Origin of the sequence: Actinomadura atramentaria DSM 43919, from assembly GCF_000381885.1 — a bacterium.
Classification (GTDB): Bacteria; Actinomycetota; Actinomycetes; order Streptosporangiales; family Streptosporangiaceae; genus Spirillospora; species Spirillospora atramentaria.
This window is the reverse complement of sequence record NZ_KB907210.1, coordinates 424,543-437,325: the sequence shown is the minus strand read 5'-3', so window position 1 is coordinate 437,325 and position 12,783 is coordinate 424,543. Positions and strand designations below refer to the sequence as shown.

General features: G+C 70.8%; 20 protein-coding genes. 13 read left to right on the top strand and 7 right to left on the bottom strand.

What is annotated here, in order from left to right:
* The first annotated feature begins 110 nt into the window (after positions 1-110).
* On the top strand, positions 111-1,043 hold the full coding sequence (gene metF, locus G339_RS0109460; RefSeq protein ID WP_019630831.1) for a methylenetetrahydrofolate reductase [NAD(P)H]: 933 nt from the start codon (positions 111-113) through the stop codon (positions 1,041-1,043).
* On the opposite strand, the gene G339_RS0109455 is transcribed toward metF, so the two are convergent.
* From G339_RS0109455 to G339_RS0109435, 5 genes are read right to left on the bottom strand one after another with little or no spacing between them, the layout of a single operon-like run.
* Positions 980-1,582, bottom strand: coding sequence for a GNAT family N-acetyltransferase (locus G339_RS0109455; RefSeq protein WP_019630830.1), 603 nt, complete (start codon positions 1,580-1,582; stop codon positions 980-982). The two genes, metF and G339_RS0109455, sit on opposite strands and share 64 nt — an antisense overlap.
* Before the next feature lie 9 nt (positions 1,583-1,591).
* A complete protein-coding gene (locus tag G339_RS0109450) occupies positions 1,592-1,921 on the bottom strand; it encodes a hypothetical protein (protein ID WP_019630829.1) in 330 nt (109 codons plus the stop codon).
* Between the two features lie 12 nt (positions 1,922-1,933).
* Positions 1,934-2,758: a hypothetical protein gene (locus G339_RS0109445; RefSeq protein ID WP_026341286.1), complete on the bottom strand. Its 825-nt coding sequence runs from the start codon at positions 2,756-2,758 to the stop codon at positions 1,934-1,936.
* A 45-nt stretch (positions 2,759-2,803) separates the two neighbouring features.
* Positions 2,804-3,172, bottom strand: a complete 369-nt coding sequence (locus tag G339_RS0109440; protein WP_019630828.1) for an arsenate reductase family protein — start codon at positions 3,170-3,172, stop codon at positions 2,804-2,806.
* On the bottom strand, positions 3,172-3,636 hold the full coding sequence (locus G339_RS0109435) for a YbaK/EbsC family protein (RefSeq protein WP_019630827.1): 465 nt from the start codon (positions 3,634-3,636) through the stop codon (positions 3,172-3,174). Before G339_RS0109435 ends, G339_RS0109440 begins: the two co-directional genes overlap by 1 nt.
* Positions 3,637-3,916: 280 nt before the next feature.
* On the opposite strand from G339_RS0109435, the gene G339_RS0109430 reads away from it, so the two are divergent.
* The 4 genes from G339_RS0109430 (at position 3,917) to G339_RS0109415 (ending at position 5,618) form a co-directional block, all read left to right on the top strand.
* Positions 3,917-4,348 carry a hypothetical protein gene (locus tag G339_RS0109430; RefSeq protein ID WP_019630826.1) on the top strand — a complete coding sequence of 144 codons (432 nt, stop codon included), beginning with the start codon at positions 3,917-3,919 and terminating at the stop codon, positions 4,346-4,348.
* 15 nt (positions 4,349-4,363) lie between these two features.
* The gene (locus G339_RS0109425) at positions 4,364-4,915 is read left to right on the top strand and encodes a phage tail tube protein (RefSeq protein WP_019630825.1); all 552 of its coding nucleotides are present in this window, start codon (positions 4,364-4,366) and stop codon (positions 4,913-4,915) included.
* Entirely contained in the window at positions 4,912-5,223 is a 312-nt protein-coding gene (locus G339_RS0109420) for a hypothetical protein (RefSeq protein WP_019630824.1), read from the top strand. Before G339_RS0109425 ends, G339_RS0109420 begins: the two co-directional genes overlap by 4 nt.
* A gap of 98 nt (positions 5,224-5,321) precedes the next feature.
* Complete coding sequence (locus G339_RS0109415) at positions 5,322-5,618, top strand: hypothetical protein (RefSeq protein ID WP_205625512.1); 297 nt, start codon at positions 5,322-5,324, stop codon at positions 5,616-5,618.
* Positions 5,619-5,693: 75 nt separating this feature from the next.
* Here G339_RS0109415 and G339_RS33125 read toward each other — a convergent pair whose 3' ends face one another.
* Positions 5,694-6,188: a helix-turn-helix transcriptional regulator gene (locus G339_RS33125; RefSeq protein WP_019630822.1), complete on the bottom strand. Its 495-nt coding sequence runs from the start codon at positions 6,186-6,188 to the stop codon at positions 5,694-5,696.
* Between the two features lie 206 nt (positions 6,189-6,394).
* Here G339_RS33125 and G339_RS0109405 point away from each other — a divergent pair, with 206 nt between their 5' ends.
* The 4 genes from G339_RS0109405 to G339_RS33115 all read left to right on the top strand — a co-directional run bounded on the left by G339_RS0109405 (position 6,395) and on the right by G339_RS33115 (position 7,883).
* Complete coding sequence (locus tag G339_RS0109405) at positions 6,395-6,616, top strand: helix-turn-helix domain-containing protein (protein ID WP_084693182.1); 222 nt, start codon at positions 6,395-6,397, stop codon at positions 6,614-6,616.
* A 61-nt stretch (positions 6,617-6,677) separates the two neighbouring features.
* Positions 6,678-6,947: a WhiB family transcriptional regulator gene (locus G339_RS0109400; RefSeq protein ID WP_019630820.1), complete on the top strand. Its 270-nt coding sequence runs from the start codon at positions 6,678-6,680 to the stop codon at positions 6,945-6,947.
* 64 nt (positions 6,948-7,011) lie between these two features.
* Positions 7,012-7,695, top strand: a complete 684-nt coding sequence (locus G339_RS33120) for a hypothetical protein (RefSeq protein WP_019630819.1) — start codon at positions 7,012-7,014, stop codon at positions 7,693-7,695.
* Entirely contained in the window at positions 7,692-7,883 is a 192-nt protein-coding gene (locus G339_RS33115; RefSeq protein WP_019630818.1) for a helix-turn-helix domain-containing protein, read from the top strand. Before G339_RS33120 ends, G339_RS33115 begins: the two co-directional genes overlap by 4 nt.
* 97 nt (positions 7,884-7,980) lie before the next feature.
* Here the strand turns inward: G339_RS33115 and G339_RS38670 are convergent, their stop codons facing one another.
* Positions 7,981-8,427, bottom strand: a complete 447-nt coding sequence (locus tag G339_RS38670) for a hypothetical protein (RefSeq protein WP_169514722.1) — start codon at positions 8,425-8,427, stop codon at positions 7,981-7,983.
* Between the two features lie 195 nt (positions 8,428-8,622).
* Between G339_RS38670 and G339_RS38665 the strand changes: the two genes are divergently transcribed.
* The 4 genes from G339_RS38665 (at position 8,623) to G339_RS0109365 (ending at position 12,782) form a co-directional block, all read left to right on the top strand.
* Positions 8,623-9,354 (top strand): hypothetical protein, encoded by a 732-nt coding sequence (locus G339_RS38665; RefSeq protein WP_157407442.1) that lies wholly within the window; start codon positions 8,623-8,625, stop codon positions 9,352-9,354.
* Positions 9,355-9,741: 387 nt separating this feature from the next.
* Complete coding sequence (locus tag G339_RS33110; RefSeq protein ID WP_157407441.1) at positions 9,742-10,641, top strand: phage tail protein; 900 nt, start codon at positions 9,742-9,744, stop codon at positions 10,639-10,641.
* A gap of 3 nt (positions 10,642-10,644) precedes the next feature.
* The gene (locus tag G339_RS33105) at positions 10,645-11,631 is read left to right on the top strand and encodes a phage distal tail protein (RefSeq protein WP_157407440.1); all 987 of its coding nucleotides are present in this window, start codon (positions 10,645-10,647) and stop codon (positions 11,629-11,631) included.
* Positions 11,628-12,782 carry a siphovirus ReqiPepy6 Gp37-like family protein gene (locus tag G339_RS0109365; RefSeq protein WP_019630811.1) on the top strand — a complete coding sequence of 385 codons (1,155 nt, stop codon included), beginning with the start codon at positions 11,628-11,630 and terminating at the stop codon, positions 12,780-12,782. The genes G339_RS33105 and G339_RS0109365 overlap by 4 nt, the downstream gene beginning before the upstream one ends.
* Position 12,783: the final 1 nt, after the last annotated feature.

Genomic DNA, 12,783 nt, shown 5'->3' with positions numbered 1-12,783 from the left:
ATCCGGCGGATCGTCCATACCGGACCAAAGTGTGAGATTGCGTATTTGTAAGGATAATGAGTGGTTTGGCGAGTTCGGTCGGTCGCGGAGCCCGGCGGTAAGCTGGTCCAATGCGCCAAGCCCGCCCCGACCGCGCCCCGACGATCCGCGAACTGCTCGCCGCCGGTCCCACCTTCTCGTTCGAGTTCTCGCCGCCCAAGACCGAGCAGGGGATGCGCAACCTCTGGCGCGCCGTCCGCGACCTGGAGACGCTGCGGCCCGCGTTCGTCTCGGTCACCTACGGCGCGGGCGGCGGCACCCGCGACACCACCGTCGACGTCGTCGAGCGCATCGCCACCGAGACGACGCTGACGCCCGTCGCGCACTTCACCGCCGTCAACCACTCCGTCGCCGAACTGCGCCAGCTCGTCGGCCGGTTCGCCGCCGCCGGAATCCGCAACGTCCTCGCGCTGCGCGGCGACCCGCCCGGCGACCCGACGGGCGAGTGGGTCAAGCACCCCGAGGGCATCGAGTACGCCGGGGAACTGGTCCGGCTCGTCCGCTCCTACGGCGACTTCTGCGTCGGCGTCGCCGCGTTCCCCTACAAGCACCCGCGCTCGGCCGACGTCGAGACCGACACCCGCTACTTCGTCGAGAAGTGCCGCGCGGGCGCGGACTACGCCATCACGCAGATGTTCTTCCGCGCCGACGACTACCTCGCCCTGCGCGACCGCGTCGCCGCCGCGGGCTGCGACACCCCGATCATCCCGGGCGTCATGCCCGTCACCCAGCTCAGCACCATCGAGCGGTCCGAGCAGCTCTCCGGCGCGCCGTTCCCGCCCGAGGTCCGCGCCCGGTTCGAGGCCGTCGCGCACGACCCCGAGGCCGTCCGGCGGCTCGGCGTCGAGCACGCCGCCGAGATGTGCGCGACGCTCCTGGAGCAGGGCGCGCCCGGCATCCACTTCGTGACGTTCAACCGCTCCGCCGCGACCCGCGAGGTCTACGAACTGCTCGACGCCGGGCGGTACGCCGCCAGCGGCAGCGCCCCGCCCATCACCGCGTAGGGCGGCCCGCCGCCGGGGAACGCGAAACCGGTGAACAGGTCCGTCAGCCCGACGGACCGGTACAGCCGCCGCGCGGGGGACTCCGGGTCGAGGTCGAGGGTGGACAGCACCACCGTCGCCTCCTCCCGGCCCTCGCACGCGGCCGTCAGCAGCGCGCGGCCCAGGCCCCGGCCCTGCGCGTCCGGGCGGACGTGCAGCTCCGCCACCTCGAACGAGTCCGCCATCCAGCGGTCCGCGTGCTCCGGGCCGCCCAGCCGCTCCAGCTCCCGGTACACCACGTCGTGCCACCACTGCCCGCCGCAGCCCCGGAACCCGTAGCAGAACCCGGCGATCCGCCCGGCGCGGCCCGGCAGCCGCGCGGGCTCCTCCGCGACCAGCGCGCGGAACCGCGGGTGCCGGGCGTGCCGGGCCATGATCGTGTTGCGGCCGGGCAACTGGTCCTCCGGCGGGCGCATCGCCGCCGCATACACCCGCAGGATCGGGTTCAGGCGGCGCAGGAAGGCGCGCTCGTCCAGCTCACGGAGCTTGGGGTCCTTCACTCCGTCAGACTAGACCTTCGGGATCGTGCGCGCGGTCGAGCTGAGCCGCCCGTAGATGTCCCAGAGGATCTGGTCGGCGGCGCGGCGCAGCACCGACCGCTGCCGCTCCAGGTCGCCGCCCCACGCGCGGGCCTCCGGGCCGAGCCACGCGTCGGTCGCGCCGAACGTCCGCACCGCCGGGTCCAGCGCGGAGCGGACCTTCTCCAGGCCGCCCCAGGCGTCGGAGTACGCGCGGTACAGCGTCGCGTACTCGGGGTTGGGGCGCTGGTCGGGCGGCAGCTCGGCGGCGACCGCGTCCAGCGGGGCCGGGACCGCGCCCGGCGGCGGCGGGATGCTCATGGGGGGTCTCCGTCAGGTGGCCGGGGCGGCGGACAGGTCGACGCGGGCCAGCGCCGCCCGCGAGCGCTCGGCCAGCGGCGCGCCGGTCAGCACCGCGACGGCGGCGGGGCGGACGCCCGCGCGGTCGGCGTCGGCGAGGAACGCGCGCATCCACGCGGCGTCCAGCGGCGTGTGGCGGCTCGCGGTGCCGAGCGCCGTCCGGACCGCGGCGAGCCGCGCCGAGTCGCCCGCCGCGGCCGCGACCAGCGCCGCCGCGCCGGACGGGCCGAGCCGTTCGACCAGGGCCTCGGTGTAGTCGGGGTCGGCGGCGCAGGACTCCAGGCGCGTCCAGACGGCGGCGGGGACCTGCTCGTCCGGCGCGGCGCCGGTGATGGCGCGGGCGTCGGCCCGGCCCGCCCTCAACGCGACGGGACGGGTCGGGAACTCGCCGAGGTCGCCCGCGCCGTGCGGCGTGACCGAGCGGGCGGGGGACAGGCGCGGCGCCGCGACGACGGGGGGCGCGTCGTGCCCGCCGGACGGGGCCGGGTCGGGCGTGCCCGAGCGCGGCGGCGGCGCGGCGGGCGGCGCGCCCATGCCGCCGCCCGCGTCCGGATGCGTGATCGCGAAGCCGTACCGCCGCGACAGCATCCCGAGCTGGTCCACGAGCCAGACCTTCACCTGCTCGGCCTGCCGGTAGCCGCCCGTCGGCACGCCCGGCGGCGGCGGATGCCCGGCGAGCCACACGGTGACGGCCGTCCGCGCGTCCTGCACCTGCTTGATCAGGTGGTCCAGCGCGGGCGGGTCGATGCCCCGGAACTCGGGGTCGCGCGCCGCGGCGGCGCGCATGTCGCCCGTCATCGCCCCTCCCGTGGCCCCGGTCGGCTCTTCAGGATCACACGCCGCTCACTCGCTGTCGAGGGCCCGGTCGAGGGCGGCCCGCACCGACTCCGGGTCGCGCGCGACGAGGGCGCGGCCGTCCGTCGCGACGATCGGGCGCTGGATCAGGACGGGGTGCTCGACCATCACCGCGATCCACTTCGCTCGGTCGTGCTCCAGGTCCTTCAGGTTCAGCTCCCTGGCGACCGGCTCGGCGAGGCGCGCGGCCTCCCACGGCTCCAGCCCGGCCTGCGCGAGGACGGCGTCCAGCTCCCCGGCGGTCGGCGGGCGGTCGAGGTAGCGGCGCTCGGTGTAGTCGACGCCCGCCTCGTCCAGGGCGGCCTTCGCGGCGCGGCTCTTGGAGCAGCGCGGGTTGTGCCAGAACTCGGTCGCCATCACGCCACCTCCGCGGGGTCGCCGCCGGTGACGCGCACCAGCTCGTCGTACGTCGTCGGGAACACGGTGTGCGGCACGCCGCCCGCGGCCCACACCTCGTCGAACTCCTCCAGCGCGACGTCCACCAGCGTGCGGATCGGGGCCGGGTGCCCGAGCGGCGCGACGCCGCCGATCGCCTGGCCGGTGGCCGCCTTCACGAACTCCGGCGTCGCCCGCCGGACCTTCGCCGCGCCGACGATCGCGGCGACCTTCGCGGTGTCGACGCGGTGCGCGCCGCTGGTCAGCACCAGCAGCGGCGCCCCGTCCGCGTCGAAGACGAGGCTGTTGGCGATGGCCCCGACCGCGCAGCCCACCCGCTCGGCCGCCGCGGCGGCCGTCGGCACCGCCTCGCCCAGCTCGATGATCTCGCCGGTCGCGCCCCGGGCCGCCAACTCGGCCGCGACGCGCTCGATGTTCGGATGCATGCCAGCACTGTAGAACGGCCCGCCCCCGCCCCGCGCCGTTCCAGTCAATTGAGCGCCGCCCGGCCGGGCGTCACGATGAATCCCGATGGTGGTCCTCTCATTGGAGAGCGCCGCCTCGGCCCCGGGCGGAGAAAGGCGTTGCGCCAGTCAATTGCCCGGGGCGAGCGGGCATGTCACGCTCGATTCCGACGGTGGTTCGCTGTTTCCCCGCCGTCGGCGTCCCCGAAAGCCCCCGTCGTCCGCGGCGGGGGCTTTCTCTTTCCCCGAGAAAGGAGGTGCGGTGACGGAATCGCCCCAGGTTCCGGTCGCGGCGGTGTTCCCCGACGTCGAGGCGGCCGTCGGTGAATACCTGGAATCCAGGTCCGAACTCGCCGGCGTCCCGGTCGAGCCCGTCCGGCCGAGCGCGTTCGACGGGACGACCGAGCTGGTCGTCCTGATCAGGGACGGCGGCTCGTACCGCGAGGACGAGCTGCTCGACGACGCCCAACTGCGGATCGAGACCTACGGTCCGACCGTGACCGACGCCCACCGGGTCATGCGCACGGTCCGCGCGCTGCTCGCCGGACTGCACCGGACGGCGTTCCCCGGATTCGTGGTCACCGACGTGACCGAGGAGACCGGGCTGCGCGGGCTGCGCCGCCTGACCGACCGCAATCGACCGGAGTTCACGCGTTACTGCCTGAACGTCCGGCTGCTCATCCGACTGCAGTGACCGAAGGAGAATAAAATGGCTGGATGGAATGCGACCGAGATCCGCGTCGCCGGCACCGGCAACGTCTACATCGCGCCGAAGAACACCGACCTCGGCGCGCCCGGCGTCGCGGTGGGCGGTGACTGGAAGAACCTCGGTTACACGACCAACGACGGCATCAAGTTCACCAAGAAGGACAAGCTCGACCCGGTCGACGTCTGGCAGTCGTCGGCGGCCGTGCGCTTTCTGCAGAGCGACCGGGACCTGACCGTCAAGTTCCAGCTCATGCAGATCAACGCGGACACGCTGCCGTTCTTCATGGGCTCGGGCCAGACCGCCCTCACCCCGACCGACGGCGTCCTGCGCTACGACATCTCCGCGACCCCGACGCCCGTCGAGTTCGCGCTCGGGATCGAGTTCCTGGACGGCGAGAGCCAGACCCGGTTCTACGTGCCGCGCGCCGTCGTCACCGACGCCGACGAGGTGCAGTTCACCAAGTCCGGCCCGGTCAAGCTCGGCGTGACGATCAACGCCATCGCCTCCGACGCCGTCCCCGCGCTCCCGCTCGCGAGCTGGATGTCCAAGTGAGCGGCCGGTACAGCGTCAACGCGGCGCGCGCCCAGCGGCTGGAGGCCCTCGGCCGCCAGTGGGAGTTCGAGATCGACGGCGAGACCTACGCGCTGCCGACCGAGCTGCCGCACCAGGTGGTGCGGCGGCTCGGCGACCTCGACCCGTCCGACGTCGCCGGGATGCTCGAACTGCTGCTCGGGGCCGAGCAGTACGAGCGGTTCCGGCGGCACGACGTCAGCGTCCAGGACGTGCAGGCGCTGGTCGAGGCGTACGGCGAGGAGTCGGGCATGTTCCCGGGGGAAGACTCGGCCTCGACGAGCTCCTGACCGAGCACGCCGAGGCGGTCGAGGCCGATCTGCTCCGCTACTACGGGGTCGACCTGCTCGATCACTACCGGGGGACGCTGTCGGCGCGGCGGGTGTGGGTGCTGCTGCGGCACCTGCCGCGCGACAGCGCGTTCGCGCGCGCCCTGCACGGCGAGGAGTCGGCGTGGGGGCTCGGCGAGCACCTCCTGGCGTCGGTGGTCGACCATCTCGCGATCGGGAACTGGCTGTTCACCTCGGCCCACACGGCCGAGGGGGAGAGCCCGCCGGACCCGCCCGTCCCGGTGCCGCGACCCGGTGTGGACGACGGGGACGACGAGGGCGCGGCGGAGGGCGCGGCGGAGCCCGCGGCGCCGGTCGGCGAGCAGGATCTCGCGTGGTTCTTCGCTGATCTCTAGCGGGTCGGGCCTGGTCAGGGGCGGTTCAGTCATGTGACAGGGACGTTCCCGCGGGGCTAGTGTCGAACGTATGTTCTATTGCGTGAGGTTCTCCTCCTCCGCGGCGGCGCGCAGCCGGCGCCGGACGCCCTCCCAGCGTCCGGCCCGGCGGCGCCGCCCGGAGCCGTCGGTGGCGGGCGGGGCCGTCTCCAGCGCCAGCACGATCACGCGCAGGCTCTCGCCGAGGTCGACGACGTCGGAGTCGAACAGGTCGTGCTCGGCCAGCTCGTCCTGGATGCGGCGGGGGAGGCGGTCCGTCCACGCGCCGGGCGTGCCCGGCTGCGCGGCCGGGCCGCCCTCCGGGGGCTGCCCGCCCGCGCTCAGCGTCTCGAAGGAGCCCGGCGGCCAGCCGAGGGCCCGCTCCACCAGCGGCCACTTGGTGGGCCGGCCGCCGATGCGGCCCGCCTCGATGTTGCGGATGGTCGTCTCCGACACGCCTGCTTCGCGTGCGAGGTCGCTCTGACGCAGGCCGAGCCGGACGCGGCGGGTCGCCACCGCGTTTCCGACGGACGCGTGCTGTTGCTGGGACATCGCGTCATTCTGTCGCAGCCGGGTGACGGATCGGTGCCGCTTCGCCGTCAAAGGCGGCGGCGCTGCGGACGTCGAGTCGGCGCACGTGAAAGGGGGTGGACCTATTTGGTTTACCGGGGATATCCGATTGTCATGTGACGACAATCACACCTGAGCGTCAGAAAGTCACCGGTTGATGATGCGGAAAGTTGCCTATATTTGCCGCCATGAAACGTCATGATCTTGTCTTCGTGAACGGGGCCGGGCTCCGCGCCCTGCGCCTGGCGCAGGGCCTGCGGCAGGCGGACCTCGCCGTCCTCGCCGGGATCGACACGTCGTACCTGTCGATGCTGGAGACCGGACGGCGGCCGCGCGCCTCGGCGGGCGTCGCGGCGGAGCTGGCCCGCGCGCTGGCCGTTGACCTACCGTCAATAATCGTCAAGAAATAACAAGTTCCGGCCGGAACCATCCTCGGAAGAAGATCGCCATGCATCTGCTGGGAGACCGGTGATGTTCGCCGCGGCGGCGGACTGGCACGCACGCGCCGTGTGCCGCGACGCCGATCCCGACCTGTTCTTCGCCCTCGCGGGCCAGCGCGCCGCCATCGCCGACGCCAAACGGGTCTGCGCCCGCTGCCCGGTGCGCGCGGACTGCCTCGACCAGGCCCTCGCCGACGAGACCCTCGAAGGCGTCTGGGGCGGAACCACCGACCGCGAGCGCATGGCCGTCCGGCTGCGCGCCCGCATCGCCGAGACCCGCCGCCGCGACGTCCCGGCCTGAGGCCGGCCGCGCCGTGCGCCCCCACCCCGCACGTCCAACCCCCCGCCCCTCCCAGAGGAGTTCCATGTCCGCATGCCCGGGCCCCTGCAACGATCCGCGCCGCCGCGCCCGCCGCCCCGACGACGCGCCGCCGACCGCGACGCAGGGCGATCCCGTCTGGTGCGGAGCCTGCCGGTCGCTGCTGCGCTCCCGCCTCGCCGAGCTGGACGACCTCGCCGCCCGGGTCGGCGCGGCCCTCGACCAGCGGTCCGCCGGTCTCACCGAACGCGTGTCCGGTTCCCGCTCGCGCCCGTCGCCGTCCGCCGCCGTGGACGACCTCGACGAACTGCTCCACACCCTGCTGAGCTGGGAGGACGCCTACCGCGAGGCGCGCGGCTTCGCCACCCGCCCGCGCCGCGGCCGGTACGCCCCGACGCTCGCGGCATGCGTGGCCTGGCTCGGCGCGCACCTGGACGGCCTGCTGACCTTCCCGGGCGCGCGCGACTTCGGCCGCGAAATCCTGACCCTGCACCGCCGCCTCCGCGCCCGCGCCTCCCTCGGCGGCCCGCCGCGCCCGGCCGCCCGCCCGTGCCCCGAGTGCGACCTGCTGACCCTGCAACACGACCCGTCCACCGACGAACTCCGCTGCCGAGCCTGCTCCTGGACCACGACGGCCGACGCCGACGGCGGCGGCAACCCAGGCGGCGACAATCCCAGGAACGCCCCACACCCACGCCCCCGCCGCCGCCCCCTCCGGAGGGCGTCATGACCGACCTGGCCCACAACTACCTCTCGGTGGCCCAGGCGGCGGCCCTGGTGGGCGTGACCCCCGCGACGATCCGCCAGTGGATCCACCGCGGCCACCTCCCGGCCCTCCACATCAACCGCCGAGTCTTCGTCAGCGAACTAGCAGTCCTCAAAGCCGAACAAGCAACCCGCAACCGCACCCGCCACTAGCCCCACCCGCCGGACGGCGCGCCCTGCGCGCGCCGTCCGGCACCCCGGCCGACTCGTCGCCGCCCGGCACGGTCCGCAAGACCGCGCCGGGCCACCCTCATTGGAACGACGTGATGCGCCAAGTCCCCGCCTGTTTTTGGAGTACGCACCGGGCGATACCGAGTGGATTCTGCGGGAGTTTGAGGGTGAAACTTCCTGTATTCTGTTCCTTTTCGATGTCATCGGAAGAGAACCGGGCCAGTGCGTTTCGGTCGGTGTCTGAAAGCGACTCGGCCAATTTCCGTACACTCGCCGCACATCCCGTTGGGCCGGCGGCTCCTCCTGCGGCCGCTTGGGCGTTGACAGTGAGATATTTGCAAGCCTCGCGGCCGTCAGACGATGCCACTGCTCTCATGTAACCTTCCACTGCCTTGTAGGCGCCTTGATTGTGTGATCGATCGACCATCGACATAATGATCACGAACGCAAAGATGCCCACCCATAGCGCGAAGATGGCCATCAAGATCGCGCATGAAAAAAATGCCTTCCGACGTTCTGAAGTCACTCGGGCTCCGGTGGCTCGTATCCCTGGCGACGATGTTATTCCGTCCCGGTTTATGGTTTCAGATTGTATCACACCGAAATAGACGGGTGATCACCGATGACTGAGCATGGCCCTGTGGTGTCGCCACTGCCGCCACTGCCGCCACTGCCGCCGATCGTGCGGCCGATAATGGAACGGGAACCACTCCATTCGTGGGTGAACAAGGAATTCGTTCCATGGTTCAAAAAGACCTTCTCGAACGCGTGGTGGAAAGTCCCCGAAGCGACTGGCGCAAAAGGCGAGATAACTGGCCTCAAGGGAGAGTTCACAGGCGCCGGGTTCGCAGGTGGAATTTTTAGTTCCGACATCAAGCTCTTCAAGGCCGATTACGCTGTTTTCGACAAGTCTGCCCAGCTTGAAAAGCTTATCGATAAACATGTTTTTCGGGGTAAGATCAAAAGATCAGACCCGGTAGGTGATGTAGAGACGAAACTTCTCGATGTCAAGCGGGAACTGGACACGGAACTGCATGGGGTAAAGTCGCGAATCGAAAGTCTTGCGCCGGAGACGAAACTTCTCGATGTCAAGCGGGAACTGGGCGCGGAACTGCATGAGGTAAAGTCGAGAATCGAAAGACTTGCGCCGAAGGTCGAGAAAGCAAGATATCTTGCCAGCTCTGCCAAGTCGATTGCGAACGACACTGGGCAACTCGCGAAGGGGAACAGGGGCAAAATAAAAGCTACAAATAGGCGGGTAAATCGGCTCGAAAACAAGGTGGGTCGAAATTCTGGGCGCAAGTCGTCTGGGAGCTCGTCCGGTGGTGCCCGTGGGCAGGTGGACGATATCGAACGGGCGAGGCAGGCCACACAAAAGCTCAAAGACGAGCTTGCCCTGGTCTCGCAGGGGATCGATGGGATCGAATCCCGTTTGAACCGGATGAGCAACTGAACGGATTGGTGAGTTGGCATGGCGCAAGGAATTTCGAAGGCGGTCCAGGCCTTCGGGCGGCTGGGCGGTGCGGCGAAACGAGCGGCCACCGCGTTGGGCAGCGTTGATCGGGCTGCGGATCGTGCTTCCTCGGGGCTGTCCGGGGTGCAGGCGAAGGCTAATCAGGCCGCCGCCGGGGCCACGCGGGTTCGGGCGCAGGCCACGTCGGCCGGGAGCGCGGTGGGGACGTTCGGGTCACGGGCGCGGTCGGCCGGGTCCGGGCTTGTTTCGCTCGTTCGGAGTGCTACGCAGACCGGTAAGGCGTTCCTTGGCTTCCAGAAGGACGTCACGAAGGCCGGGACGGAGGCGACCAAGAGCGGCAAGAACCTCGACGGAGCCGCTAAGAACGTGACGAAGCTCGGGCCGGCAAGCCAGAAGGCGAGCAAGGGGATGAAGCTCCTCGGCGCCGGGTTCAAGTCGGCGATGGGGCCGGCCGGGCTGATCCTGATGCTGCTCCAGCCGTTCATCGAGAAGCTCATCGAGAGCGTCATGAAGTCGAAGACGTTCCAGAAGATGGTCTCCGGGGCCATGAAGGCGGTGTCCAAGGCCATCAAGTGGGTCAAGGACGCCGCGAAGTTCGTCTGGGACTGGATCAAGAAGAACTGGCCGCTGCTGCTCGCGATCATCATCGGGCCGTTCGGCATCGCCGTCTACATGATCAAGAAGTACTGGAGCAACATCAAGGCCGGCGCGGTCGCGGCGAAGAACTACGTCGTCGGCAAGTTCACCGCGCTGGTCTCCTTCTTCCGCGGGCTGCCCGGAAAGATCCTGCACGGGCTCGGGAACGTCGGGAAGACGCTCTTCAACAAGGGCAAGGACCTCATCCTGGGGTTCGTCAACGGCATCAAGTCGATGGCGAGTCACATCGTGGACGCCATCAAGAGCACCGTCACCGACAAGATCCCCGGATTCGTCAAGAAGATGCTCGGGATCAACTCGCCGTCGCTCGTCATGATGGCGCTCGGCGAGAACGTCGGCGAGGGCATGGCGGTCGGCATCGGCAACAGCAAGAAGCACGTCGACAAGTCGCTCGGGCAGCTCGTGGACGTGCCGAAGCCGGGGGCCGTGCGGGCGCAGGGGTCGGTGCTCGGGGCCGCCGTCGCGGGGGCGGGCGGCGCCGCCGCGCGTACGAAGGGCGCCGGGGCGTACGAGTTCCATTTCCACGGCGCCGTGAAGGACCCGAAGGAGACCAGCCGCCAGTTCGCCTCCCGGCTGCGGAGCTGGGAGATTCTCAACGCTGTGAGGTAGACCGTGCCCATTCTTTACACGCCGCCGCAGTCGCCGACAGGGCCGCCGATCACGGCGGAGAAGGAGACCGCCACCGTCACGTGGACGTCCCGTTCGGGCGTCGAGACCATCATCTCGGACTGGCGGAGGGGCTTTCTCATCACGGCCGGGGCCAAGGGCCTCGGCATGCCGCAGTACCAGCTTTACCTGCGTGAATCCGGGGCGCTGGACGGGGACGTCGTGACCGGCGTCCGCGCGAAGCCCCGCGAGATCTTCCTGCCGATCGCCGTTTTCGGCGCGGACCGCGCGGAGGCGCTCGCCCGGCGGGCGCGGCTCGCGGCCGTCCTGGACCCGCTCTCCGTCAACGGCGGCGGCGAGGGAATTCTCAGCGTCGCCGAGCCGGGCGCGCAGCCGCGGTCCATCCGCGCCTATTACACCGAGGGAATGGAGGGCACCGAGGGCAAGGACGAAGCGGGCTGGAACTGGGCGAAGTTCGGCATCACCCTGCACGCCAGCGAGCCTTACTGGCAGGGCGTGGAGACGTCGATGCGGTGGGGGATCGGCGGTGCGGAGGAGACGTTCCTGCCGATCGGCCCGCCGAAGTACCTGAAGGTCCGCACCGCGCAGGTCATCGGGACGAGCATGCCGATCTCGTGCCCCGGCGACGTCCGCTCGTACCCGCGCTGGACGATCCGCGGCCCCGTCGCGTCCGGTGCGCGGTTCGTCAACCAGACGCTCGGCGTGAGCTGGCAGCTCAACCGGGCGCTCGCCGGAACCGACGTGGTCGTGGTCGACACCCGTCCGCGCGCCCGCACGATCGTGCTCAACGGCACCGAGAACCTGTGGCCGTCGCTGCAGCCCGCGTCGGACCTGTGGCCGCTGGCCCCCGGAGAGAACGTGGTCGACATGGAGGTCGGCGGCGCGGGCGACACCACGTCCGTCGAGCTGAGCTTCGTCCCGCTCTACAAGACCGCGTACCCGAACGCCGCGCTCACGGCGAGGAAGGCGTGAGCGGCTGGCAGGTCCTCGTCCGGGACGCCTCGCGGCGCATCGTCGGCGAGGTCGCGGGCGAGGCCACGATGGAGATCATCGACCGGCACCTGGCGCTGGGCTCGTGGACGGTCACGGTGGACGCCGCGTCCCACGACGCCGCGCTGCTCCGCGACGGCGCGGGCATCGTGTTCGTCCGGGACGGGCAGATCGCGTTCTCCGGCCCGACCCGGCTGGTCGAGCGCGAGCACAACGTCGACGACGGCGGCCACGGCACGCTCACCGCGTCCGGCCCGTGCGACAAGGGCTGGCTGACGCGGCTGATCTACCCGAACCCGGCGATCGACTGCCTTCCCGCCGGAACCGTCTACAGCACCGCGAACTACGTGGTGGCGCAGCCGGCGAAGGCCGAGACGGTCCTGCGGCGGCTGGTGGACGACCACGCCGGCCCGAGCGCGCGCCCGTCCCGGCGGGTGCCGGGGCTGCGGCTCGGCGCGGACGGGGGCCGCGGCGCGACGACGGGCGTCAAGTCCCGGTTCGGCGTGCTCTGGGACGAGATGGTGGACGTCGCCAACCGCGGCGGCGTCGGCTTCGACGTCGTCCAGACCTGGGACGCGGCCCTGGAATTCGGCGTCTACGCGCCGCGCGACCAGTCCAGCGCCGCGCGGTTCTCGATCGACCTCGGCAACCTGCGCTCCTACCACTACACGCTGAACCCGCCCGAGGCGACGTTCCTGGTCGTCGGCGACCAGGAGGGCGACGTCCAGCGCAAGTTCTACGGAATCGAGGAGTCCGACCCCGACTGGCCGGGCCTGCGGATCGAGGAGTTCCTGGACGGCACCGACTCCGGCAGCGACGCCCAGTCGCTGACGCCCGCGCAGCTCGCGGCGGGCCGGTTCGAGGAGGCGCGCGGCAAGGCCAGCATCACCTTCGAGCCGATCGACACCGACGCCGTCGTGCTCGGCCGCGACTACCGCAAGGGCGACACGGTCACCGTCGAGATCGACGGCATCCCGTGGAGCGACACGGTGCGCGAGATCCGGTACACGCGCGACCCCGACGACGGCGAGGTCGTCACGCCCGTCATCGGCGACGACGAGGAGTCGCCGCGCATCTACCGGCGGTTCGCCGAGCTGCGGCGCAAGGTCCACACCATGCAGACGAGGAGATGAG

Bases quoted from the DNA above. Each gene is read 5' to 3' on its own strand.
- G339_RS0109425 (WP_019630825.1), top strand. From the start codon at position 4,364: ATGGCTGGATGGAATGCGACCGAGATCCGCGTCGCCGGCACCGGCAAC.
- G339_RS0109440 (WP_019630828.1), bottom strand. From the start codon at position 3,172: ATGGCGACCGAGTTCTGGCACAACCCGCGCTGCTCCAAGAGCCGCGCC.
- metF (WP_019630831.1), top strand. From the start codon at position 111: ATGCGCCAAGCCCGCCCCGACCGCGCCCCGACGATCCGCGAACTGCTC.
- G339_RS33120 (WP_019630819.1), top strand. From the start codon at position 7,012: ATGTCCGCATGCCCGGGCCCCTGCAACGATCCGCGCCGCCGCGCCCGC.
- G339_RS33115 (WP_019630818.1), top strand. From the start codon at position 7,692: ATGACCGACCTGGCCCACAACTACCTCTCGGTGGCCCAGGCGGCGGCC.
- G339_RS0109445 (WP_026341286.1), bottom strand. From the start codon at position 2,758: ATGACGGGCGACATGCGCGCCGCCGCGGCGCGCGACCCCGAGTTCCGG.
- G339_RS0109435 (WP_019630827.1), bottom strand. From the start codon at position 3,636: ATGCATCCGAACATCGAGCGCGTCGCGGCCGAGTTGGCGGCCCGGGGC.
- G339_RS0109405 (WP_084693182.1), top strand. From the start codon at position 6,395: ATGAAACGTCATGATCTTGTCTTCGTGAACGGGGCCGGGCTCCGCGCC.
- G339_RS0109450 (WP_019630829.1), bottom strand. From the start codon at position 1,921: ATGAGCATCCCGCCGCCGCCGGGCGCGGTCCCGGCCCCGCTGGACGCG.
- G339_RS33125 (WP_019630822.1), bottom strand. From the start codon at position 6,188: ATGTCCCAGCAACAGCACGCGTCCGTCGGAAACGCGGTGGCGACCCGC.
- G339_RS0109400 (WP_019630820.1), top strand. From the start codon at position 6,678: ATGTTCGCCGCGGCGGCGGACTGGCACGCACGCGCCGTGTGCCGCGAC.